We start from the raw sequence: 22,554 nt of genomic DNA on the forward strand, positions 1-22,554 counted from the left end.
TGTGATCCAGGGCATATCTCTGCGCCTTGACGGCCGGGACACGGCGGCGCAACGGGTGTGAAACGCCGCTTCGGCAATCTTGGTGCCAAGGACGGCGCCGCCGTGCCGTCTTTCCTGACGGGAGGAGTTGCATGTTGCTGCGGGTACGGGTCACTCTGCCGGACCGTCCTGGCGCGCTCGGCCAGATCGCGCGCACGCTGGGCGTGGCCGGGGCCGACATCGTCCAGGTCGTGGTGCTGGAGCGACTCGGCGGGCGAGCCGTCGACGACTTCACCGTCGTGTGGCCGGGCGCCTCCCGCGTCGAGCGACTCCTCGCCGGCCTCGCCGCCATCCCCGGCGTACAGGTCGACGGCGTGTGGCGGGCCATCGGCGCGCCGGTCTCCGGCGGCCACGACGCCGAGCTGCTGGCCCAGGTCGCGGCGAACCCGCAGGACGGCCTGGCCACCCTCGTCGACGCCGTGCCGGGCCTGCTCGCCGCCGACTGGGCGGCCGCCGCCGTGGTGCCCGCCGACTGGGCCGCGCGCACCGCCGCGCCGCGCCCGGCCGGTACCGACGAGCCGGGGCTGCCGCTGGCGACCGGCAGCGAGCCGTCGGTGACCTACGCGAGCTGGCGCGCGCCGGACCCGCTGCGCCTGCCCGAGGTCACCCCGCTGCGGGCCCGCCCGATGACCGGCCCGGACGGCACCCGGTACGCCGTCGCCCCGTTCGGCCGCGCGGGCCTGGTGCTGGTCACCGCCCGTGCCGACGACGACGAGCTGCCGGCCGCCGCGTTCCACGTCACCGAGGTGGACCGGATCGCCCAGCTGGTCCGCGCCGCCGCCGTCATCCTCGGCGACCGGCTGGACCACACCTTGCCGAGCGTGGCGGCGGCTGTGACCGAGCACTCATAGTTCTCCCAGCTCAGGCAATATGCGGGTAACACCGGCCAGGCACGCTTAGGTTCGTCAGAGGGGCGGCCGGGCGGAAGGGGAGTGCCTCGCATGGCGTTGTGGCGGATCAGGGCGACGGTCGACGACCGGCCGGGCTACCTCTCGGTGCTCACCGCCAGCCTCGCGCTGCGCTCGGTCAACATCCTCGCCGTCCAGGTGCACACCACCGAGGGCGGCGCGGTCGACGACTTCCTGGTCGACGCGCCCAACACGATGACCGAGGCGGAACTGCACGCCGCGATCGACCGCGGCCGCGGCCGCGACGCCTTCGTCACGCGCGCCGAGGCGCAGGGCCTCGCCGACCAGCCGACCCGGGCGCTGGCCCTGGCCGGCCGGCTCGTGCACGACCCCGACACGCTGGGCGAGGCGCTGGTCACCCTGCTCGACGCCGCCGAGGCGCGCTGGCGCCCCGAGGGCACGGTGGTCCTGCACGGCTTCGACGAGGAGCGGATGACGCTCATCGACCCCGCCGGCGGCACCTACGAGGTGCTGCGCGCGGCCCCGGCCTTCACGCCGGCCGAGTACGCCCGGGCACAGGCGCTGGTCGAGATCAGCGGCGCCCTGGTGCGCCGCGCCGCCGAGCAGACCACGCTGCTGCTCCCCGACGGCGCCGAGCTGCTGATCCGGGCCGCCACCACCGACGACGTCGAGGGCGTACGCCGGCTGCACGCCCGCGGCTCGGCGCAGTCCCGCCGGCGCCGCTACCCCGGCCTCGCACACGGGCCGTCCGACGCCCGGCTGCGCCGGATGCTCGAGCCGGCCACCGGCCTGACCCTGCTCGCCGTGAGCACCGAGCCGGCCGACGGTGAGCACATCGTCGCGATGGCCAACCTGCTGGTGGAGGGCGACCTGGGCGAGGTCGCGCTGCTGGTGGAGGACTCCTGGCAGCGCCGCGGCATCGGCACGGCGCTGCTGCGCCGGCTGATCGCGGCGGCGCGCAGGATGCGGGCGTCCGCGGTCGTGGCGCACACCGGCGCCGACAACGTGGCGATGCTGCGCACCCTGCGCCGGTTCGGGGTGACCGACCGCGCCGACCGCGACGGCGCGCTGCTGAGCCTGACGCTGCCGATCGCCGGCACCGGGCACCAGCCGGCAACGGACGAGACTCCCGCCGCCTCAGGGTGAGGGTGACGGGTGACGGGTGAGAACGGCGGCGGCGGGCCTCGCGAGGGGTCCGCCGCCGCCGACGGGGCTTAGGGCCTAACGGATCAGCTCCGCGGCGAGCAGGTCCATCATCAGCCCGTCGTGCCAACGGCCGTCGGCGCCGCGCTCGTACTCCCGCATGACGCCGACCGGCCGGAAGCCCACCTTGGCGTAGCACCGGATCGCGGCCGCGTTGTCCGCCGCCGGGTCGATGGTCAGCCGGTGGAAGCGGCGCGTGTCGACCAGGTGGGCGGCCAGGGTCCGCACGGCGTCGGTGCCGACGCCGCGGCCGTGCACCGCCGGGTCGACGAAGACGTCGATGCTCGCGTGCCGGTAGTCGGGGTCCTCCTCGGCCGCCCACTGGATCGCGCCGACGACCCGGCCGTCGAGCACGATCGCGAGGTAGTGCAGCCCGCCGTCCTCGATCGACTCGACGATCTCCGGCGCGGGGTCCTCGGCGCCGCGCCAGCGGGCGCGCACCTCGGGGGTGGCGCGGATGGCGGCCAGCGCCGACACGTCCGCCCGCGTCGCCGCCCGCAACGAGACGACCGCGCCGGTCAGCGCGGGATCGTCAGGAGCGGCGGACACCATGCTCGACACAGGTCGCCGTCCAGCCGGCCGGCACGACCTGCACCTTCATCCGGCGGCGGCAGTCCGGGCAGAACCGCGGCGGCTCCAGCTCGCGCGCCGCGGCGCAGGCCGAGTGGTCGCCCTCGGCGGCGGGTGAGCCGCAGCGGTCGCAGTACACCAGCACGGTCACAGCGTCGCCGACAGCGCCTTGACGGGCATCTTCAGCTCGCGCAGCAGCTCGAGGTCGGAGGTGGCCGGGCGGCCCAGCGTCGTCAGGTAGTTGCCGACGATGACCGCGTTGATGCCGCCGAGCAGGCCGTCGCGGGTGCCCAGGTCGCCGAGGGTGATCTCGCGGCCGCCCGCGTACCGCAGGATCGTCCTGGGCATCGCCAGCCGGAAGGCGGCGATGGCGCGCAGCGCGTCCTTGCCCTCCACGACCGGGCGGTCGCCGAGCGGGGTGCCCGGGCGGGGGTTGAGGAAGTTGAGCGGTACCTCGTGCGGGTCGAGCTCGGCCAGCTGGGCCGCGAACTCCGCGCGCTGCTCGATGGACTCGCCCAGGCCGAGGATGCCGCCGCAGCAGACCTCCATGCCGGAGTCGCGCACCATCTTCAGCGTGCCCCAGCGCTCCTCCCAGGAGTGGGTGGTGACCACGTTCGGGAAGTAGGAGCGGCAGGTCTCGAGGTTGTGGTTGTAGCGGTGCACGCCCATCTCGACCAGCTCGTCGACCTGCTCCTGGGTGAGCATGCCGAGGCTTGCCGCGACCTGGATGTCGACCGCTTCCTTGATCGCCTTGACGCCCTCGCGCATCTGCGTCATCAGCCGCGCGTCGGGGCCGCGCACCGCCGCGACGATGCAGAACTCCGTCGCGCCCGTCGCCGCGGTCTGCTTCGCCGCCTCGACCAGCGAGGGGATGTCGAGCCAGATCGAGCGCACCGGCGAGGTGAACAGGCCGGACTGCGAGCAGAAGTGGCAATCCTCGGGGCAGCCGCCGGTCTTGAGCGAGACGATGCCCTCGACCTCGACCTCGGGGCCGCACCACTTCATCCGTACGTCGTGGGCGAGCTGGAGCAGCTCCGGCAGGTCCTCGTCGCCGAGGCGGAGGACCTCGAGGATCCCCTCCTCGTCGAGCCCGGCACCGTCGGCAAGAACCTGGGCCCGGGCCCGGTCGAGGATCTCTGGCATGCCCGTACCCTACAAGGCGTTCCGGCCGCAGGCGTTGTCGGCGCCGGGTGATAGTTTCCCCGGCGAGCGGGTCTTGACGGCGAGGGTGAGGGTGCTTTGGCGGGCTGGCAGGAGGCGCTGGAGTGCCAGGCCCGCACCCGGGCGAAGGCCGGGCTGACCCGGACCCTGCGGCACCGCGCCCCCGACGACTCCGTCGTCGATCTGGCCGGCAACGACTACCTCGGCCTGGCCGTCCATCCCGAGGTGATCGCGGCCTCGGTCCGGGCACTTCAGGCGTACGGGCTGGGCGCCACCGGTTCCCGGCTGGTGCGGGGCTCGACGGACGCGCACGCGGAGCTGGAGACGGAGCTGGCCGGCTGGCTCGGCGCCGAGCGGGCCCTGGTCTACTCCTCGGGCTACCTGGCCAACCTGGGCGCGGTCCGCGCGCTGGCCGGCCCGGGGACGCTGCTGGTCTCGGACCGCTACAACCACGCCTCGCTGATCGACGGCTGCCGCGGCTCGGGCGCGGAGGTGGTCGTCGCACCGCACGCCGACCCGGCCGCGCTGGCGGCGATCCTCGGCGCGCACCCCGACCGGGCCAAGGTCTTCGTCACCGAGTCGGTCTTCTCGGTGGACGGCGACCTGGCCCCGCTGGCGCAGCTGCACGCGGTGACCTCGGCGCACGACGCGCTGCTGCTGGTCGACGACGCGCACGCGATCGGCATCCTCGGCCGGCACGGCTCCGGCGGCGTCGCGGCGGCCGGCCTGGCCGGCCGGTCCGATGTCGTCGTCACCGCGACCCTGTCCAAGTCCCTCGGCGGCGCGGGCGGGGTGGTCGCCGGCCCCGCCGCGCTGATCCGGCACCTGGTCGACACGGGACGCACCTTCATCTACGACACCGCGCCGCCGCCGGCGGTGGTGGCGGGGGTGCACGCCGCGCTGCGGATCACCCGCGCGGCGGACGATCGCCGGGCCGTGCTGGCGGACCGCGGCCGGCTGACCGCCCGCCGGCTGACCGCCGCGGGTTTCACCGTCTCGACGCCGGCGGCGGGTGTGCTGTCGGTGCGGGCGCCCGGACCCGAGGCGGCGCTGAGCTGGGCCGCGGACTGCCGCGACCGCGGCATCGCGGTCGGGTGCTTCCGGCCGCCGTCGACACCGGACGGCTCGTCGCGGCTGCGCCTGACCCTCAACGCGGGCATCTCGCCGGAGGACTTCGACCGGGCCCTTGACGTGATCGTGGAGTGCGCACCGTGACGAGCGACCCGACCCGGCCGGCCCAGCCCGAGGCCGATCCCACCGAGCCCGAGCCCGAAGCCGGGGATGCCGACGCACCCGCGGCGGCCGTCGAGGAGCCGGCGGCGGCCGTCGAGGAACCGGCGGCGGAGCCCGCGACCCGGCCCGCCGCCCGACCGGCGGAGGCCGGCGAGTGGCGCGGCATCGTGCTGGTCACCGGGACGGACACCGACGTCGGCAAGACCATCGTCACCGCGGCGATCGCGGCGGCGGCACAGGCCGCCGGGCTGCACGTGGCCGTGGTCAAGCCGGGCCAGACCGGCACGGCCGTCGGCGGACCGACCGACATCGAGCTGGTGACCCGCCTGGCCAACCCGCACACCGCCCGCACCCTGGCGTCCTACCCGGAGCCGCTGGCCCCGCTGGCCGCGGCCAAGGTCGCCGGATGCGCGCCGATCGAGCTCTACGAGGTGGTCGACGCCATCCGCGCCGAGGCCGGCAAGCACGACCTCGTCCTGGTGGAGGGCGCCGGCGGCCTGCTGGTCCCGATGGGCGTCCGGCCCTCGGGCGAGGCGTGGACGGTGGCCGACCTGGCGACGACGCTGGGCGTGCCGACCATCGTGGTGGCCCGGGCCGGCCTGGGCACGCTGAACCACACGGCGCTGACGCTGGAGGCGCTGGACCGCCGGGGTGTGCCGGCCAAGGTGATCCTCGGCGCCTGGCCGGCCGAGCCGGAGCTGGTCCACTGGGCCAACCTGACCGAGCTGCTCCCCCACCTGATCGGTGCCCTTCCGGACGGCGCCGGCGGGATGGAGCCGGGCGTCTTCCAGCGCTCCGCGCCCGGCTGGCTGACCCCGGCCCTCTACGGAGTCCTCGACGACTGGCGGGTCTGGGCCGACGAGGTCAACTAAAGGCACGGACCTGCCAGCCTGCCGCCGCGCGACTTCGCACCAACGTCGCTAGCGTGTGTGGCTCGTGATCCGTTCGCCCGAGGAGCTGGGACTGTCGTGGATGGCATAGGCGGGCAGCTCGCGCTCGTGCTGGTGCTGGTGCTGGTGAACGCGGCCTTCGCCGGCAGCGAGATGGCCCTGGTGTCCCTGCGCGACAGCCAGGTGCACAAGCTCGAGCGCGCGTCGCGCCGCGGCCGGGTGCTCGGTCGGCTGACCCGGGACCCGAACAGGTTCCTGGCGACCATCCAGATCGGCATCACCCTGGCCGGCTTCCTCGCCTCGGCGGCCGCCGCGGTGTCGCTGTCCAAGCCGCTGGTCGAGCCGCTGAGCTTCCTCGGCTCGGCCGCGGAGCCGACCGCCATCGTGATCGTGACGGTCGTGCTGACCTTCGTCACGCTGGTGATCGGCGAGCTGACGCCGAAGCGGATCGCGATGCAGCGCGCCGAGGGCTGGTCGCTGCTGGTCGCCCGCCCGCTCGACCTCCTCTCGACGATCTCGCGGCCGGTGGTGTGGCTGCTCAGCGTGTCGACGAACCTGCTCGTCCGGCTGGCGGGCGGCGACCCGGCGGCGCAGCGCGACGAGGTCAGCACCGAGGAGATCCGCGACATGGTGGCGGCGCAGCAGGACTTCTCGATCGAGCAGCGGACCATCATCAGCGGCGCGTTCGAGATCGCCGACCGGATCCTGCGGGAGATCCTGGTGCCGCGCCGCGACGTGCTGACGCTGCCGGCCGGGCTGGCCGCGCCCGAGGCGCTGACCCAGCTGATCGCGAGCGCACACTCCCGGGCGCCGATCGTGGGGCCGGCCGGGCTGGACGACGTGTACGGCGTGGTGCACCTGCGCGACCTCATCGGCGCGCAGGGGCCGGTCGACGCGGTGGCGCGGCCCGGGCTGTTCCTGCCCGAGACGCTGCGGGTCTCCGACGCGCTGCGGCAGATGCGGCTCGAGCGCCAGCAGATCGCGCTCGTGGTCGACGAGCGCGGCGCGATCGACGGCATCATCACGATGGAGGACCTGGTCGAGGAGATCGTCGGGGAGATCTACGACGAGACCGACCGCGACGTGCTCTCGGTGGTGAAGGAGGCGGACGGCGCGCTGCTGATGCCGGGCTCGTTCCCGATTCACGACCTGCCGGACATCGGCTTCGACGACTCCGGGCCGGACGAGGGCGACTACACGACCGTCGCCGGGATGGTGCTCGCCGCGCTGGGGCACATTCCGACCGCGCCGGGCGAGGTGGTGACGCTGCCGCAGTTCACGGCCGAGGTCGTCGAGATCACCGGCCGCGCGATCACCCGGGTCCGGCTGCGCGCCCTGCCCCGCGCCGCCGACGACGAGGACTGATTGTGCGACATTCGCGCCCTCGGGCGTTGATCGCCGCAAATTTGGCTTAACTAGCCATTGCGGATTCCCAGGCCACTTTCACTAAGCTCACAGTGACTGCGAGCGATCTTTGCGTGAGGTGGTTCCCCCGTGACCAACAGCAGCCCGGTGTCGGGCGATGCCTTCGAATATCTCGACAGCGTCGGGCCCGACGAGCAGCGTCGCCTCGACGCGGTGCGCCGGTACCAGCTTGTCGACCAGCCCGTCGAGGACGCGTACGACCGGATCGCGTTCGTCGCCGGCGCCATCTTCGACACCCCGATCGCGACGGTGTCGCTCGTGGAGCAGGACCGGGTGTGGCTCGCCGCCTGCCACGGGCTCACCGGCGTCCGCGAGGTCGGCAAGGAGCCGGGCCTGTGCGCGACGGTCATCGCGCAGGACGACGTCTACGTGATCAACAATGCGGCGGTCGACCCGCGGACACTGGAGCATCCGCTGGTCCGCGGCGAGCTCGGCCTGCGCTTCTACGCCGCCGCGCCGATCCGCACGCACGACGGCTACCGGCTGGGCACCGTCAACGTGATCGACAACCGCCCCCGCGAGGCGACGCCGCGGCAGCTCACCGCGCTGGAGCACCTGGCGTCGATGGTCTCCGACGAGCTGGAGCTGCGGCTGATGGTGATCCGCAGCGCCGCCGCCGAGCAGCGCATGCGCGAGTCGGTGCACTGAGACTTCACACCGGGAGGGACGGTCGGTGATGGGCCGTCCCTCCCCCACCCGTGCCCGGGCGTAGGAATCGGCGGCAGCGGGTAACGGCGATCCATGCGGACTTCCCGGAAAGTCGCCGTGGTCGCACACCGGCGCAAGACCCTGGGCGGCGGGCTCGACGAGCTGCGCCGCCTCATCACCGACGAGGGCGTCGACGACCTCGCCTGGTACGAGGAGCCGAAGAGCCGAAAGGCCCCCAAGCGGGTACGCAAGGCGCTGAAGGATGGCGTCGACCTGCTGATCGTGTGGGGCGGCGACGGCATGGTGCAGCGCACGCTGGACGCGCTCGCCGGCACCAAGGGCGGCGCGAAGGTGCCGGTCGGCATCATCCCGGCCGGGACCGCCAACCTGCTGGCCACCAACCTGGGCATCCCGCACGACCTGCCGGAGGCCGTGCGGATCGCGTTCCACGGCCGCCTGCGCCGGCTCGACCTCGGCGTGCTCAACGGCGAGCACTTCGCGGTGATGGCCGGCATCGGCTTCGACGGCGCGATGATCCACGACGCGGACGGCGCGCTGAAGGAGCGGATGGGCAAGCTCGCGTACGTCTGGACGGGCCTGCGCCACCTGGACGACCCGGCACCGAAGGCGAAGATCAAGGTGGACGGCACGCGCTGGTTCTCGGACGAGGCGAGCTGCGTGCTGGTCGGCAACGTCGGCATGGTGACCGGCGGCATCACCGCATTCGACGACGCCCGGCCGGACGACGGCTGGCTGGACGTCGGCGTGGCGACCGCCCGCAACGCGACACAGTGGGCACGCACGATGGGCCGGATGGCGGTGGGACGCTCGGAGGACTCGCCGTACGTGCAGATGACCCGCGCCCGCCGGATCGACGTGCGGCTGGCCGAGCCGCTGCGGTACGAGTTGGACGGCGGCGCCCGAACGGCGGCGCGGAGGATCCGGATCGACGTGGCGCCGGCCGCCGTCAAGATCTGTGTCCCGGAGAGTGAATCCGAAGAGCCATAGAAAACGATGGAAGGTGTGCGTGGGACCCATAGTCAGGCGAAATTCGCGGCATGTCCCGGTTGCACGGGTCTGGCACGCGGCGGGCGGACCTGACAGAGTGCCCGCATGATCTGGAAGGGGCGGCCCGGGGAGGTCGCCGCGCTCGGACTCCTGCTGGACCGCACCTACGCCGAGGTCGCCGCGGCGGGTGCGCATCCGCACCGCCTGGACCGGCCCGCCCTGCTCGGGCAGTTCGAGCTCTGGGACGCCCACCTGCTGCCCGCCGTCGCCGCGGCGGCGGCACCGGTCCGGGAGCGGAGCCGGGCCGCCCGGGCGGTGTGGCACAGCCTCGGCGCGCACGCCCGGCCGGAGCTCGCGGACTGGCTGCGGGCGCACCTGACCGAGATCGGCATCGACCCCGGGCCGCTGCTCGACCCGGCCGGTACCGCCGGGCCGCCGGCCGGCCCGGTCCGCGGGCGCGTCGGCACGCTGGCCGCGCTGCAGACGCGGATCCTCGAGCGGCTCAGCGAGATGAGGGACCTCGCCCGGTTACGCCGCTGGGAGCTGGCCGCGGCGGGCGCGCTCTGCGCGGGGCTGGGCACGGAGACGATGCACATCGCCGGCGGCTTCGGCGGGACGGCCCACCGCGAGCGCTCGGCGGACCGCCGGCTCCGGGCGCTGGTCGAGGAGAGCGACGGCCCGGCCCGCGCCCTCCTGCGTACCGTCGCCGCCGGCCTCGACCTCGACCTGCCGGAGGCGGCGGGCGAGGCGACCCCCGCGCCCGAGCGGATCACGGTCGGCACCGCCGGCCGGCTCCTCGACGGCCTCGACTTCACCGGCGCGCGGATCCGCGCGGTCGACGGCACCGATCCGGCGATCGTCCGCCTCGACCTGCGCCGGGCCGATCAGGACCGGGAGGCGATCGTCGTGGTCGTCCTCAACCTGCCGCGGTTCACCGCGCTCGACGTCCCGCCGGACGGCCTCGCGCTCACCGGCCGCCCGCGGCTGGCCGCGAGCGCCGACGACATCGAACTCACCGTCCCGCTGGCCGGCGGCGACTGGACCGTCAGCGCCGCCGCCGGCACCTGGTACGCGGACTGAGGGAGACCTAGACGAGCTGCTGCCACCAGCCGTCGACGGCCGGCGGGTCGTCGACGTCCACCCGCTCGCCCGGCCGCGGGATCGCGAGGCGCACGTCGCGCGCCTTCGCCTCGCGCCAGACCCGGTCGGCCGGCTCGGACCAGTCGTGCAGGGCCAGGTTGAACGTCGCCCAGTGCACCGGGATCAGCAGCCCGCCGCGCACGTCGACGTGGGTCGCGACGCCGTCCTCCGGCAGCATGTGGATGTCCGGCCAGGCGTCGCCGTACGCGCCGACCTGCACCAGCGTCACGTCGAACGGGCCGTGCTCCGCGCCGATCTCGGCGAAGCCCGGGAAGTAGCCGGTGTCGCCCGAGTAGAACGCCCTGCGGTTCGGGCCGGCGATCACCCAGGACGCCCAGAGCGTCTCGTCGCGGGAGAAGCCGCGGCCGGAGAAGTGCCGGGCCGCCGTGGCGACGAACTCGATGCCGGCCACCGTGGCCCGCTCGTTCCAGTCCAGCTCGATGATGCGGGTCGCCGGTACGCCCCAGCGCTCCAGGTGCGCACCGACGCCGAGCGGCACCAGGAACGGCGCCGCCTGCAGGTCGACCAGGTTGCGGATCGACTCCATGTCCAGGTGGTCGTAGTGGTCGTGCGAGATCAGCACGGCGTCGATCGGCGGCAGCTCACGCAGCGCGATCGGCGGCTCGTGCAGGCGCTTCGGGCCGGTCAGCCGCGACGGCGAGCAGCGCTCGCTCCACAACGGGTCGAGCAGGACCCGGCGGCCCTCGATCTCGATGAGAGCCGAGGAGTGGCCGTACCAGGTGACGTAGAGGCCGGCCGGGTCCGTGCCGCCCGGCACCGGGCGGACCAGCGGGATCGGCGCGGACGGGTGCCGGCGGTCGCGGTCGGTCAGGGCCGAGGCCAGGATCCGCGGCATCGCGGCGGCCGCGATCTCGGTCGCGGGCACGGTGTTGCGGAACTTGCCGCCGGAGAACTGGGGTGACCGGCGGTACCGCTCGCCGCGCTCGCCGTCGGCCCGGGCGCCGATCCGGCGGGCGCCGATCTGTAGCGGGATGTCGCGCGCGGCCCACACCGCGGCGGCCCCCAAGGCCAGGGCGATCCATGCCCCGGTACGCCGCCGACGGCCGTCTGCCTGTTTCGCCATGCGCGATTCCTCCGTGTCAGTTCCGTCCGACTTCCAAGTCTGACCGCCCACGGGCGCCAACCGCCACCGTCGTGCTGTGGATCTCCTCAGCTAGGGGACACGTCACCGGGCCGAGAAGCGGGATGCATTAGCGTCGGGCACATGGACGACCCTCGCGTTCGGCGCCTCTTCGGCGACCGGCTCGTCGCACCCGGCGACCTCGCCGCCAGCCCTTTCCGCGTGGATCGCGACCGGATCGTCAGCTCGCCGTTCTTCGCGCGGCTGGCCGGCGTCACCCAGGTGATCAGCCCCGGCGGCGGCGGCCTGCTGGTGCACAACCGCCTCACGCACAGCCTCAAGGTCGCCCAGGTCGGCCGGGCGATCGCCGAGCGCCTGCTGCGCGACCAGCGGTACGCCGACGTGCTGGAGAAGCTGGGCGGCTGCGACCCGGACGTGGTCGAGGCGGCGGCCCTGGCGCACGACCTGGGCCACCCGCCCTTCGGCCACCTCGGCGAGCGGGTGCTGGACCGGCTGGCCCGCCAACGGCTGCGGCTGCGCGACGGCTTCGAGGGCAACGCGCAGTCGTACCGGATCGTGACGAGCACGGAGATCCGCGGCCAGGCCACGATCGGCCTCAACCTGACGGCCGCGACCCGCGCGGCGATCCTCAAGTACCCGTGGACCCGGCGCAGCTACCCGGCGCCGCACCCCCGCCACCTGGACCCGCCGCCGCGCGGCGCGGCGGCGCCGCCGGACGACCCGGACGGCGGCTCGCTGAAGTTCGGCGCGTACTCGACCGAGGTCGAGGACATGGTGCAGGCCCGGCTGCCGTTCGCCGGCCTGGTCGAGGACTGGCAGCAGACGGCCGAGGCTTCGGTGATGGACACCGCCGACGACATCGCGTACGCGATCCACGACCTCGAGGACGTGCACCGGGTCGGCGTGCTCCAGCAGGGCGCGGTGGCGGCGGAGCTGATGGCGTGGCAGCGCTCGGCATTCCGCGACGTGCCGGACGAGGAGCTCGCGCCGGCCCAGCGCCGGACGGGCAGCTCCATCGAGGCGCTGCGCCGCCAGCTGCACCGCAAGGACGGCTGGATCAGCGACGACGACGCCTTCGCCGCGGCGGTGGAGAAGGTCCGCGCGGAGCTGGTCGACGGCCTGCTGAGCGCGCCGTTCGACGGATCGCTGGAGGCCGAGGCGCAGGTCGCGGCGTTCTCGGCGAACTGGACCCGGCGGCTGGTCGAGTCGATCGAGGTCACCGGGTCGCCGGCGGTGCGCTCGGGCCACGTGCTGCTGGCGCCGGCGCAGTGGCACGAGGTGCAGGTGCTCAAGTTCGTGCAGAACCGGTTCGTGCTGGCCCGCCCGGACCTGGCGCTGCACCAGCGCGGCCAGGCCCGGCTGCTGGGCTCGCTGGTCGAGGCGCTGCTGGCCTGGCTGGCCGACCCCGACGAGGCCGAGCGCCTCCCCCGGCGGCTCCGCGACCTGGTCGAACTGGCGGAGGCGGAGCTGCCGGACGGCATCGGTGACCGGGTGGGCCGGGCCCGCGGCCGCGCGGTGATCGACTTCGTGGCCGCGCTGACGGACAGCCAGGCTGTGGCGCTGATGGAGGCCCTGTCCGGCCGCTCCCGCCAGCTCTGGACGGACGCCTTCGTCCTCTGAGAGCTGAATCGGAGTCGTGGCGATTCTCCAACAACGGTGTAAGTATGTAATCAACACCGATGCTGGAGGTTGTTGTCATGCGCTTCCGTCCGCCCTCCGGGGCCCGTACCGAGCCGCCGCCCGCCGACGACGCCGCCGCCTGGATCACCGGCGCCTCGCCCGACGGGTGGTTCACCGAGCCGCCGCAGGTCGTCGTCGACCGCGACGAGATCATCATCTGGGGCCGGGTGCCGACGCCCGAGCTGGGCGGCGACGCCACCGACGCCGACCGGGCCGCCGCGCAGGCCGGGCGGATACACCAGTTCCGGGAGGACACCCGGGACGACCGGATCAAGGTCGCCCTCCAGGTCGAGCACCGCTACCAGCGCAAGGTCAGCTGGGGCGTGCGCTGCGGCGACAACGAGGAGCTGTTCACCCACCTCTCCGCGCCGGTCATGACGCGGCTGCGCCAGCCGGAGCGGCAGGTGCTCGACACGCTGGTCGACGCCGGCGTCGCCCGCAGCCGGTCCGAGGCGCTGGCGTGGTGCGTGCGCCTGGTCGGCGAGCACACCGAGGACTGGCTCACCGACCTGCGCGACGCCATGACCAAGGTCGAGGACCTGCGCCGCCGCGGCCCCGGCACCGCCTGACGACTAGGGTGGGCGGGGTGCTGCCCCAGGTCAAAGCCACCCGATACGTGACACCGCTACGCGAGGGCGGATCGCTGCCCGGCATCGTGGAGGCCGACAACCTCGGCACCTACGTGGTGAAGTTCCGCGGCGCCGGGCAGGGACCCAAGGCGCTGATCGCCGAGGTGATCGCCGGCGAGCTCGCCCGGCGCCTCGAGCTGCCCGTGCCGGAGCTGGCCGTCACCCACCTGGATCCGGTCGTCGCGCGCGCGGAGCCCGACCAGGAGGTGCAGGAGCTCATCAAGGCGAGCGCGGGCGCCAACCTCGGCATGGACTACCTGCCCGGCGCGCTCGGCTACGACCCGGTGGCGCACCCGGTCGAGGCCGAGCTCGCCTCGCGCACGCTGGCCTTCGACGCGTTCGTGGAGAACGTCGACCGCAGCTGGCGCAACCCGAACCTGCTGGTCTGGCACGGCGAGCTCTGGCTCATCGACCACGGCGCCACGCTCTACTTCCACCACGACTGGTCCCGGGCGGGCCGAGTCGCGCAGCGGCCGTACAAATGGGACGACCACGTGCTGAGGCCGTACGCGTCCGTCCTGGCGACCGCGGGGCCGGCGCTCGCCGCCGAGCTCACGCCGCGGCTGCTCGAGGAGGTCATCGCGCTGGTGCCGGACGAGTGGCTGGCCGAGTTCGACTTCCCGGGCCCGGACGAGGCGCGCGCCGCCTACCTGGACCACCTGCGGACCCGGGCCGCCGCCTCCACGGCCTGGCTGCCGGGGGTCACGGCATGAGCGACTGCACCGAGCGCAGCGAGGGCCAGGAGCGCATGCGAAAGGCGGGCACCGCATGAGCACCCCCTATGAGTACGCGATCATCCGCGCGGTGCCCCGGGTCGAGCGGGGCGAGCTGATCAACGTCGGCGTGGTCCTGTACTGCCAGCGCCTCGACTTCCTGGCCGCCCGCACGCACCTGCACGAGGACCGGCTGCTCGCCCTCGACCCGCACGCCGACCTGGACGGCATCCGGGCCGCCCTGAAGTCCTGGGAGATCACCTGCGCGGGCGGCGTGGACGGCGGCGCGGCGCGCGAGATGAAGCCGGGCGAGCGGTTCCGCTGGCTGGTGGCGCCGCGCAGCACGATCCTGCAGGCCGGCCCGGTGCACATGGGCCTCGCCGCCGACCCCTCCGCCGAGCTGGACCGGCTGGTGGAGCTGCTGGTCCGCTGAGCCACTAGATAGTGGCGCTAACTAGGTAGCGGTGCTACCTTCTGCCGCGTGGATCGACGGACCCAGTGGCTGCGCGGGGTGCTCGACCTCTGCGTGCTCGGCGCCCTCGCCCGCGGCGAGTCATACGGCTACGAGATCGCCCAGCGGCTCGAGGCCGGCGGCCTCGGCGTCATCGCGGGCGGCACGCTCTACCCCGCCCTGCTCCGGCTGGAACGCCTCGGCCTGGTCGTCGCCGACTGGCGGACCGGGGCGAGCGGACCGGCACGCAAGTACTACCGGCTCAGCGACGACGGGGCCGCGACCCTGCGCAGCGCCGGCGCGGACTGGGCCGTCTTCGTGGGCAACGTCAACGCAATCATGGAGGTTCCGTGACCGCCGATGACTGGCTCGCCGCGCTGTCGGCAGAGCTACGCCGCCGCCGGATCGACCCCGCCGGGCCGGTCGGCGAGGCCGCCGCGCACCTGCGCGACGGCGGCCAGGACCCCCTCGAGGCCTTCGGGCCGCCGGCCGCATACGCCCTGGCCGTCGTCGCCGGCCTGCGCGACGCGACGCCGCGGCCGCGCGGGCCGTCCGGCGAGCCGCGCCTGCGGGCCACCGGCATCACCAAGCGGTACGGCCGCAGAACCGTCCTGAACGGCGTCGACCTGAGCGTGCACGCCGGCGAGGTGGTCGCGATGATCGGCGCCAACGGCAGCGGCAAGAGCACCATGCTGCGCATCTGCGCCGGGCTGCTCTCGCCCGACTCCGGTCACGTCCGGCTCGGCGGCACCGTCGGCTACTGCCCGCAGAACGGCGGCACGTCCGACTTCCTCACCCCCGACGAGCACTTCGTGCTGGTCGGCGCCGGCCGGGGCGTCGGGCGTACGGAGGCCAGGGCGCGCGGCCGCTCGATGGCCGCGGCCCTCGACTGGGCCGACGCGCCGCGGGCCGGGCAGAGCCGGCACCTGTCCGGCGGCACCCGGCAGAAGCTGAACCTGATCCTCGGCCGGCTGGGCGACCCGGACGTGCTGCTGCTCGACGAGCCCTACCAGGGCTTCGACAACGGCACCTACCTGGACTTCTGGCAGCAGGTCTGGCACTGGCGCGACGCCGGCAAGGCGATCGTCGTGGTCACCCACCTGCTCAACGAGCTGGACCGGGTGGACACCGTGCTGGACCTGACACCCGGGAGGGCCCGATGAAGAAGACCCTGGTCGTGGCCGAGATGGCGCTGCGTGAGATCTCCCGGCGCCGCGGCGTGCTGATCCTGCTGGCGCTGCTGCCGCTGGCGTTCTACTACAGCCGCCGGGGCGAGGCCTACTGGCAGTCGGTGCGCTTCGTGTCGCTGGGCATCGGCTGGACGCTGAGCACCGCCGCCCTGTTCGCGGGCAGCGCGGCGCGCGGCATCGAGCCCCGGCTGCGGATCGCCGGCTACGCCACCCACCAGCTCTACCTGGGCCGGCTCGCCGCGCTGTGGACCGTCGGGCTCACCCTCGCGCTGCCGTACTACCTGCTGATCCTCGTCGACCTCGACGGCAAGGTGCGCAACGACGCCATCGCGCTGATCCTGGTGCTGACCGTCGCGGTGGCGCCGCCGCTCGGCCTGGCCGTCGCCGCGCTGCTGCCGCGCGAGCTGGAGGGCATGCTGGTGCTGCTCACCATCGTCGCCATGCAGATGATGCTCGACCCGGAGAAGACCGCGGCGCAGGCGCTGCCGTTCTGGTTCACCCGCGAGATCGGCACCTACGCCGTCGAGAGCGGCGCCGGCGCCGACCACGTGGGCCGCGGGCTCGCGCACGCGGGTGCCACCCTGGTCGTGTTCCTCGCCGTGGTGGCGCTGGCCACGACGCTGCGGCTCCGGCGCCGGTCGCACATCTCCATGGCCTGAGAAATGCGCATTGACGGGCACGACGGCGGGCCGCGAAGAGGCACACTGTGCCGATGGACCTGCCGATCAACCCGCCCGTCAAGCCGATGCTGGCCAAGCCCGTCGCCGCCATCCCGCCCGGGCAGCTCTACGAGCCGAAGTGGGACGGCTTCCGGTCGATCATCTTCCGCGACGGTGACGAGGTGGAGATCGGCAGCCGCAACGAGAAGCCGATGACCCGCTACTTCCCCGAGGTCGTCGAGGCGGTGCTGGCCAACTTCCCGCCGCGTTCGGTGATCGACGGCGAGATCATCGTCGCCGACACGGCCCGCAACACCCTCGACTTCGAGGCGCTGCAGCAGCGCATCCACCCGGCGGCGAGCCGGGTCAAGCTGCTCTCCGAGCAGACGCCGGCCGGCTTCGTCGCGTTCGACCTGCTGGCGCTCGGCGACGAGGACCTGACCACGCTGCCGTTCGCCGAGCGCCGGGCCCGGCTGGAGCGATGCCTCGCGGACGCGAAGCCGCCCGTCTACGTCACCCCGGCGACCGACGACCTCGAGACGGCCCAGCGGTGGTTCGCCGAGTTCGAGGGCGCGGGCCTGGACGGGCTCATCGCCAAGGGCAAGGACCTCGGCTACGAGCCGGACAAGCGGGTGATGTCCAAGATCAAGCACAAGCGCACCGCGGACTGCGTGGTCGCGGGCTACCGGGTGCACAAGTCCGGCGAGAACCGGATCGGCTCGCTGCTGCTCGGCCTGCACGACGAGCGCGGCGTGCTGGCCTCGGTCGGCGTGATCGGCTCGTTCCCGATGGCGGTACGCGAGGAGCTCTTCGTCGAGCTGCAGCACCTGGTCACCACGTTCGAGGGGCACCCGTGGAACTGGGCGGCGCACGAGCAGGGCGAGCGCACCCCGCGCAAGAACGAGGTGAGCCGCTGGAACAGCGGCAAGGACCTGTCCTTCGTGCCGCTGCGCCCGGAGCGGGTGGTCGAGGTGCGCTACGACTACATGGAGGGCGTGCGCTTCCGGCACACCGCGCAGTTCGAGCGCTGGCGGCCGGACCGGGAGCCGGCGTCCTGCACCTACGAGCAGCTCGAGCGGCCCGTGCGCTTCAACCTGGCGGACGTGCTCACGAGCCGCTGACGCTCGCGCTGCGACGGTTCGCGTAGCCTCGTGGCGAGCAAGAGCCGATCGAGAAAGGCCGCGCACCGTGCCGCGTACCCCCCGCTTGGTCCTGGCCGCACTGCTCGCCGCGGTCGTCGCGACCGCCGGTTGCACGCTGCCGGCGTTCGCGCCCGACGACGACGGCGACGGGCCGGGCACCGCCGTCGGCAAGGCGCCGCCCGCGGTCCCCGGCACGCAGGCGCAGTGGACGCCCTGCCCCGAGGTCCCGCGGCAGCTGATCGGCCGCGGCGCCTCCGGCATGACCTACGAGTGCGCGTCCGTCGCGGTGCCGCGCGACTGGGCGGCGCCGGGCAGCGGCCAGACCTACGAGGTGGCGCTGCTGCGGATCCGTTCGCGGACGCAGCGGGACCGGATCGGTTCGCTGCTCGTCAACCCGGGCGGTCCCGGCGCCTCCGGCATCGACACGGCCGTCTACCTCTCGTTCGGCCAGGCCCTCGGCGGCCTGCCCACCGAGATCACCGACCGGTTCGACATCGTCGGCTTCGACCCGCGCGGCGTGCACCGGTCCGACCCGGTCAAGTGCATCAGCGCCGCCGACCAGGACGCGACGTTCGCGGCCGTGCCGGACCCGGAGACCGACGCCGAGTTCCAGGAGATCGTCGCGCTCAACAAGCGCATCGCCGGCGGCTGCGGCGAGAAGTACGGCGCGCAGCTGGCGTTCTTCTCCACCGAGCAGGCCGCGCACGACATGGACGCGATCCGCGCGGCCGTCGGCGACCCGAAGACGACCTACCTCGGCTACTCGTACGGCACCCTGCTCGGCGCGACCTACGCACAGCTGTACCCGGACAAGGTCCGCGCCCTGGTGCTGGACGGCGCGGTCAACCCGAAGCAGGACTTCGTGGCCGGCTCAGAGGCGCAGGCCAAGGGCTTCGAGCGCGCGTTCACCAACTTCACCGCCTGGTGCACGGCGAACGCCGGCAAGTGCCCGATCGCGCCGGACGCCCGCGGCGCCGTCACCGACGCCATGGCCAAGGCGGACGCCTCCCCGATCGAGGGCGAGGACGGCCGCGCCGCCACCTCCGGCTGGATCTTCCTGGCGGTGATCTCGTCGCTCTACACCGAGTCGGGCTGGCAGCAGCTCGCCAAGGCGGTCGACGACCTGCGCGGCGGCGACCCGTCGGGCATCTTCGACCTGGCGGACCAGTACGCCGACCGCAAGCCCGACGGCACCTACTCCAACCTGTTCGACGCGAACCTCGCGGTGAACTGCGCGGACACCGACAAGGCGCCGACCGCCGAGCGGGTCCGGCAGCTGCAGAGCGACTGGCGCAGGAAGTACCCGCTGTTCGGCGCCCCGCTGGCGATCGGCATGCTGTCGTGCACGTTCTGGCCGGGCACCAAGGACCCGTACCCGGCCGGCCCGGCGACCGGCGCGCCGCCGATCGTGGTGGTCGGCACGACGGGCGACCCCGCGACCCCCTACGAGAACACGGCCGAGCTGGCGTCCATGCTGGGCACCGGCCGGGTGCTCACCTGGGAGGGCGAGGGACACACCGCGTACCCGAGCACGAAGTGCATCGTGACGGCGGTGGACGGCTATCTCATCGATCTGAAGGTGCCGCAGGAGGGTCTGCGCTGTCCGGCGAAGTGACGCCCTGACGGGTCGCGAGCTCGTCGAGGAGCCGGCGCACGTGCCGTAGGTTGTTCTTCAGCTCCTCCTGCTCCTCGTGCCGGAACGCGTCGTGATCGACGATCAGCTTGCTGGCGAAGTGCGCCGTGATCAGCGGCACGACGATCAGCACCATGACCGAGATGAGCACGGCGGCCATGACCCGGGCCTGCCACGTCTCCGGCGAGATGTCCCCGTAGCCGACCGTCGACGCGGTCACCACCGCCCACCACAGCGAGTCGCCGAAGGACTCCTCCTCGAAGAAGTGGTAGAGCACGCTGCACACCACGATCAGCAGCAGGTAGGAGAGCATCAGGTTCCGCGGGGAGTTCGCGAGCCGCACCAGCCCGCGGTAGATGGCCCGGAAGGGCGTCAGCAGCACTCGCATCCGGCCATCCTGCACCGAGCCGCCCGACCGGCGGCTCAGCCCGACGGCCGTGTCAGGATGGCCGGGTGGCCCAGACGATCTTTCGAACCGCGACCAGGGCGGATGTCCCGGCGATCCTCGACCTGCTGGCGGACGACGACGTAACCCGCGCCCGCGACGCCGCGGCGCACGGCACGCCGGCGGTCCCCGAGGAGACCGACGCGGCCTGCTGGGCGGCGTTCGAGGCGATCGACGCCGACCAGCGCAACGAACTGATCGTGGCCGAGCAGGCCGGCGCGGTGGTCGGCACCTGCCAGCTGACCTTCATCCCGTCGCTGAGCCGCCGCGGCGCGGAACGCATGACCATCGAGGCGGTCCGGGTCCGCGCCGACCTGCGCGGCCACGGCGTCGGCCGGGCCATGATGCGGTGGTCGCTGGACCGGGCCCGCGAACGCGGCTGCGGCCTGGCCCAGCTCACCACGGACAAGCGCCGCACCGACGCGCACCGCTTCTACGCGGACCTCGGCTTCGAGGCCTCACACGAGGGCTTCAAGCTGCGTCTCTAGCCCGGGGTCTCCCAGTTCGCGGCGTTTTTTCGGCTGGGCTGGACGCGGGGTGGCTCGCCCGGCATCTTCGGGTGGTCGGGCGGGTAGGGCAGGTCGCCGAGGCCGGCCGCGGCGTCGCGGTCGGACCACTCGAGCAGCGGCGCGAGGTCGTGGGCGACGTCGTCGATGCCCGCGTGCGGGTCCCCGCCGGCGGCGAACCGCGCCGGCACCGTGCGCAGGTCGAAGTCGTCCGGCTCGACCTCGGTCAGCTCGTCCCAGGTGACCGGCGTGGAGACCGTCGCCCGGGCGTTGGCCCGCAGCGAGTACGCGCAGGCGATCGTGCGGTCCCGCGCCATCTGGTTGTAGTCGATGAAGACCCGCTCGCCGCGCTCCTCCTTCCACCACGCCGTGGTGATCCGGTCGGGGCTGCGCCGCTCGACCTCGCGGGCCAGCGCGATGGCCGCCCGCCGCACGTCGACGAACGGGTGCCCGGGCGCGATCCGCACGTAGACGTGCACCCCGCGGCCGCCCGAGGTCTTGGGGTACCCCGTCCAGCCGAGGTCGGCGAGGACCTCGCGGACCACCCCGGCGGTGGCCACCACGTCGCCGAAGCCGGTGCCCGGCTGCGGGTCCAGGTCGATGCGCAGCTCGTCCGGGCTGTCGGCCGAGTCGCCGCGCACCGGCCAGGGGTGGAAGACGATCGTGCCCATCTGCGCCGCCCAGGCCACGTGCGCGAGGTCCGCCGGGCACAGCTCGTCGGCCTTGCGGCCGCTCGGGAACGCGACCGTCGCGGTCTCGATCCAGGGCGGCACCCCGCGGGTCGGTATCCGCTTCTGGAAGAACGCCTCGCCCTCGATGCCGTCGGGGAAGCGCTGCAGGGTCGTCGGGCGGCGGTGCAGGGCGCGCATGATGCCGTCGCCGACCGCGAGGTAGTACTCGAACACGTCCCGCTTGGTGTAGCCCGGGCCGGGAAAGACGATCTTGTCGGGGCTGCTCAGCCGTACCGGACGACCGGCGACCTCGACCTCGACGGCGGGTGACTTGGCAGATGGGGCCATGCGACGACCTTAAGGCAGCAACGGCGAAGGCCGCCCCCGGAAAGATCCAGGGGCGGCCTTCGGGTGCCGCGAAGGTCAGGCGCTGCGGCGGCGCCGGGTGTAGTAGACGGCGGCCGCGCCGGCGGCGACCAGCAGGCCACCGATCGACATGGTCAGGGCCATCGGCGCACCGGTGAGCGGGAGCGTGCCCGCCGGGCTGACCCCGCCCGGCACGCTGGGCGTGGCCGCGGGAGAGGTCATCGGGAGCTCGCCGCCCGGCGGCACGGTGGCCGGCGTCGCCGGGCCGTAGCCGGGGTTGCCGCGGACCGGCGCCTCGGCGTCGGCGGGTGCGACGGCGGCATCGCCGGGCGCGACCGCGGCGTCGCCGGGCGCGACCGCGGCGTCGCCGGGCGCGACCGCGGCGTCGCCAGGCGCGACCGGCGCCTCGCTGGCGTCGTCGCACTGCTGGCCGTACGGACATGGGGTGGCCATCACGGCGGGCTGCTTGGCGACGGCGGACTCGTCGCCCGTCGCGGCGGCCGGGGACCCGGTGAGGGCCAGAGCGGCGATGACGGTGACGCCGACCGCGGGAAGTCCAGCGGTCAACCGGCGCGTCAAACTCATGAAGGGAATCCGTTCTGTTGCGAAAAGTCGTCAAGGTCCGATGTGAGCTTAGCGGCTTATGCCCGAATTCGTCGCATCTTCCCTCAGCGGGTCATTTCAGCTTGGAACGCCCCCGAAGCGATGACTGCGCCACAAGTGCGACAGTGCGAAGACCTTCAGCTCGAACTGCGGGTCCGCCGCGAACAGCTCGCCGCTGTACGGCGCGCGCAGCTGCACGCTCGCGCCGGACTCCAGGTAGACCGAGACGACATTGCGGCCGCCGCGGCGCTCGGCGCGCAGGTCGACGACCCGGCTCCACGGCTCGACGCCCCCGCGGAACGGCGTCACCGTGCGGATGCCGCCGGCGTCGACCGTGGTGCCGAGCCGGGGCCGCAGCAGGACCCCGGCGACCGCACCGGCCAGCGGCGGCCCGAACGCGAGCAGCGGCCACACCCAGTGCGGCGGCGCGCCGCGGGTCCAGCCCAGCACTCCCAGCGTGGCGACCAGTACCGCCGCCGCGGCGAGCGCGCCGAGGTACATGCCGTGGCCGAGGGCCTGCTGCCAGGTGGGGCGGAATCGCGCTGCATCCATGTCCGTTCAACGGCGCGGGTCACGGC

26 protein-coding genes are annotated in these 22,554 nt (G+C 73.7%); 18 read left to right on the top strand and 8 right to left on the bottom strand.

What is annotated here, in order from left to right:
- The first annotated feature begins 131 nt into the window (after positions 1-131).
- Entirely contained in the window at positions 132-890 is a 759-nt protein-coding gene (locus ACIBSW_RS00400; RefSeq protein ID WP_354722176.1) for an amino acid-binding protein, read from the top strand.
- A gap of 90 nt (positions 891-980) precedes the next feature.
- The gene (locus tag ACIBSW_RS00405) at positions 981-2,054 is read left to right on the top strand and encodes a GNAT family N-acetyltransferase (protein ID WP_354722177.1); all 1,074 of its coding nucleotides are present in this window, start codon (positions 981-983) and stop codon (positions 2,052-2,054) included.
- A 75-nt stretch (positions 2,055-2,129) separates the two neighbouring features.
- Here the strand turns inward: ACIBSW_RS00405 and ACIBSW_RS00410 are convergent, their stop codons facing one another.
- The 3 genes from ACIBSW_RS00410 to bioB are packed head-to-tail and all read right to left on the bottom strand — an operon-like array spanning position 2,130 to position 3,824.
- Positions 2,130-2,663 carry a GNAT family N-acetyltransferase gene (locus ACIBSW_RS00410; RefSeq protein WP_404799240.1) on the bottom strand — a complete coding sequence of 178 codons (534 nt, stop codon included), beginning with the start codon at positions 2,661-2,663 and terminating at the stop codon, positions 2,130-2,132.
- Positions 2,644-2,832 carry a hypothetical protein gene (locus ACIBSW_RS00415; RefSeq protein ID WP_354722179.1) on the bottom strand — a complete coding sequence of 63 codons (189 nt, stop codon included), beginning with the start codon at positions 2,830-2,832 and terminating at the stop codon, positions 2,644-2,646. The genes ACIBSW_RS00410 and ACIBSW_RS00415 overlap by 20 nt, the downstream gene beginning before the upstream one ends.
- The gene (gene bioB, locus ACIBSW_RS00420) at positions 2,829-3,824 is read right to left on the bottom strand and encodes a biotin synthase BioB (RefSeq protein ID WP_354722180.1); all 996 of its coding nucleotides are present in this window, start codon (positions 3,822-3,824) and stop codon (positions 2,829-2,831) included. Before bioB ends, ACIBSW_RS00415 begins: the two co-directional genes overlap by 4 nt.
- Positions 3,825-3,920: 96 nt before the next feature.
- Here bioB and ACIBSW_RS00425 point away from each other — a divergent pair, with 96 nt between their 5' ends.
- The 6 genes from ACIBSW_RS00425 to ACIBSW_RS00450 all read left to right on the top strand — a co-directional run bounded on the left by ACIBSW_RS00425 (position 3,921) and on the right by ACIBSW_RS00450 (position 10,126).
- Entirely contained in the window at positions 3,921-5,057 is a 1,137-nt protein-coding gene (locus ACIBSW_RS00425) for an 8-amino-7-oxononanoate synthase (RefSeq protein WP_354722181.1), read from the top strand.
- Between the two features lie 182 nt (positions 5,058-5,239).
- Positions 5,240-5,947 carry a dethiobiotin synthase gene (gene bioD / locus ACIBSW_RS00430; protein ID WP_354722240.1) on the top strand — a complete coding sequence of 236 codons (708 nt, stop codon included), beginning with the start codon at positions 5,240-5,242 and terminating at the stop codon, positions 5,945-5,947.
- 96 nt (positions 5,948-6,043) lie between these two features.
- A complete protein-coding gene (locus ACIBSW_RS00435; RefSeq protein ID WP_354722182.1) occupies positions 6,044-7,330 on the top strand; it encodes a hemolysin family protein in 1,287 nt (428 codons plus the stop codon).
- 129 nt (positions 7,331-7,459) lie between these two features.
- Complete coding sequence (locus ACIBSW_RS00440) at positions 7,460-8,038, top strand: GAF domain-containing protein (RefSeq protein ID WP_354722183.1); 579 nt, start codon at positions 7,460-7,462, stop codon at positions 8,036-8,038.
- Between the two features lie 93 nt (positions 8,039-8,131).
- Entirely contained in the window at positions 8,132-9,046 is a 915-nt protein-coding gene (locus tag ACIBSW_RS00445; RefSeq protein WP_354722184.1) for a YegS/Rv2252/BmrU family lipid kinase, read from the top strand.
- A 105-nt stretch (positions 9,047-9,151) separates the two neighbouring features.
- Positions 9,152-10,126: a hypothetical protein gene (locus tag ACIBSW_RS00450; RefSeq protein ID WP_354722185.1), complete on the top strand. Its 975-nt coding sequence runs from the start codon at positions 9,152-9,154 to the stop codon at positions 10,124-10,126.
- A gap of 7 nt (positions 10,127-10,133) precedes the next feature.
- Here the strand turns inward: ACIBSW_RS00450 and ACIBSW_RS00455 are convergent, their stop codons facing one another.
- Complete coding sequence (locus tag ACIBSW_RS00455; RefSeq protein WP_354722186.1) at positions 10,134-11,270, bottom strand: MBL fold metallo-hydrolase; 1,137 nt, start codon at positions 11,268-11,270, stop codon at positions 10,134-10,136.
- A 141-nt stretch (positions 11,271-11,411) separates the two neighbouring features.
- Between ACIBSW_RS00455 and ACIBSW_RS00460 the strand changes: the two genes are divergently transcribed.
- The 9 genes from ACIBSW_RS00460 (at position 11,412) to ACIBSW_RS00500 (ending at position 19,367) form a co-directional block, all read left to right on the top strand.
- Complete coding sequence (locus ACIBSW_RS00460) at positions 11,412-12,908, top strand: dGTP triphosphohydrolase (protein ID WP_354722187.1); 1,497 nt, start codon at positions 11,412-11,414, stop codon at positions 12,906-12,908.
- Between the two features lie 77 nt (positions 12,909-12,985).
- Positions 12,986-13,537, top strand: a complete 552-nt coding sequence (locus ACIBSW_RS00465; RefSeq protein WP_354722188.1) for a hypothetical protein — start codon at positions 12,986-12,988, stop codon at positions 13,535-13,537.
- Positions 13,538-13,554: 17 nt separating this feature from the next.
- Positions 13,555-14,310, top strand: coding sequence for a HipA family kinase (locus ACIBSW_RS00470; protein ID WP_354722189.1), 756 nt, complete (start codon positions 13,555-13,557; stop codon positions 14,308-14,310).
- Between the two features lie 55 nt (positions 14,311-14,365).
- Positions 14,366-14,743, top strand: coding sequence for a DUF3037 domain-containing protein (locus ACIBSW_RS00475; protein WP_354722190.1), 378 nt, complete (start codon positions 14,366-14,368; stop codon positions 14,741-14,743).
- Positions 14,744-14,791: 48 nt separating this feature from the next.
- Positions 14,792-15,115, top strand: a complete 324-nt coding sequence (locus ACIBSW_RS00480; protein ID WP_184990461.1) for a PadR family transcriptional regulator — start codon at positions 14,792-14,794, stop codon at positions 15,113-15,115.
- A complete protein-coding gene (locus tag ACIBSW_RS00485; RefSeq protein WP_354722191.1) occupies positions 15,112-15,924 on the top strand; it encodes an ATP-binding cassette domain-containing protein in 813 nt (270 codons plus the stop codon). The genes ACIBSW_RS00480 and ACIBSW_RS00485 overlap by 4 nt, the downstream gene beginning before the upstream one ends.
- Positions 15,921-16,610 carry a hypothetical protein gene (locus tag ACIBSW_RS00490; protein ID WP_354722192.1) on the top strand — a complete coding sequence of 230 codons (690 nt, stop codon included), beginning with the start codon at positions 15,921-15,923 and terminating at the stop codon, positions 16,608-16,610. Before ACIBSW_RS00485 ends, ACIBSW_RS00490 begins: the two co-directional genes overlap by 4 nt.
- A gap of 53 nt (positions 16,611-16,663) precedes the next feature.
- Positions 16,664-17,731: an ATP-dependent DNA ligase gene (locus tag ACIBSW_RS00495; protein WP_354722193.1), complete on the top strand. Its 1,068-nt coding sequence runs from the start codon at positions 16,664-16,666 to the stop codon at positions 17,729-17,731.
- A 67-nt stretch (positions 17,732-17,798) separates the two neighbouring features.
- Positions 17,799-19,367, top strand: a complete 1,569-nt coding sequence (locus ACIBSW_RS00500) for an alpha/beta hydrolase (RefSeq protein ID WP_354722194.1) — start codon at positions 17,799-17,801, stop codon at positions 19,365-19,367.
- Here ACIBSW_RS00500 and ACIBSW_RS00505 read toward each other — a convergent pair.
- Positions 19,318-19,773, bottom strand: coding sequence for a potassium channel family protein (locus ACIBSW_RS00505; RefSeq protein WP_354722195.1), 456 nt, complete (start codon positions 19,771-19,773; stop codon positions 19,318-19,320). The two genes, ACIBSW_RS00500 and ACIBSW_RS00505, sit on opposite strands and share 50 nt — an antisense overlap.
- Before the next feature lie 65 nt (positions 19,774-19,838).
- Between ACIBSW_RS00505 and ACIBSW_RS00510 the strand changes: the two genes are divergently transcribed.
- Complete coding sequence (locus ACIBSW_RS00510; RefSeq protein ID WP_354722196.1) at positions 19,839-20,318, top strand: GNAT family N-acetyltransferase; 480 nt, start codon at positions 19,839-19,841, stop codon at positions 20,316-20,318.
- On the opposite strand, the gene ligD is transcribed toward ACIBSW_RS00510, so the two are convergent.
- The 3 genes from ligD to ACIBSW_RS00525 form a co-directional block, all read right to left on the bottom strand.
- The gene (gene ligD / locus ACIBSW_RS00515) at positions 20,315-21,355 is read right to left on the bottom strand and encodes a non-homologous end-joining DNA ligase (RefSeq protein ID WP_354722197.1); all 1,041 of its coding nucleotides are present in this window, start codon (positions 21,353-21,355) and stop codon (positions 20,315-20,317) included. The two genes, ACIBSW_RS00510 and ligD, sit on opposite strands and share 4 nt — an antisense overlap.
- Positions 21,356-21,430: 75 nt before the next feature.
- A complete protein-coding gene (locus ACIBSW_RS00520; RefSeq protein WP_354722198.1) occupies positions 21,431-21,958 on the bottom strand; it encodes an LPXTG cell wall anchor domain-containing protein in 528 nt (175 codons plus the stop codon).
- A 96-nt stretch (positions 21,959-22,054) separates the two neighbouring features.
- Positions 22,055-22,528 carry a PH domain-containing protein gene (locus ACIBSW_RS00525; protein ID WP_354722199.1) on the bottom strand — a complete coding sequence of 158 codons (474 nt, stop codon included), beginning with the start codon at positions 22,526-22,528 and terminating at the stop codon, positions 22,055-22,057.
- Positions 22,529-22,554 lie beyond the last annotated feature (26 nt).

This window comes from Actinoplanes sp. NPDC049668 (assembly GCF_044465445.1).
Lineage (GTDB): Bacteria > Actinomycetota > Actinomycetes > Mycobacteriales > Micromonosporaceae > Actinoplanes.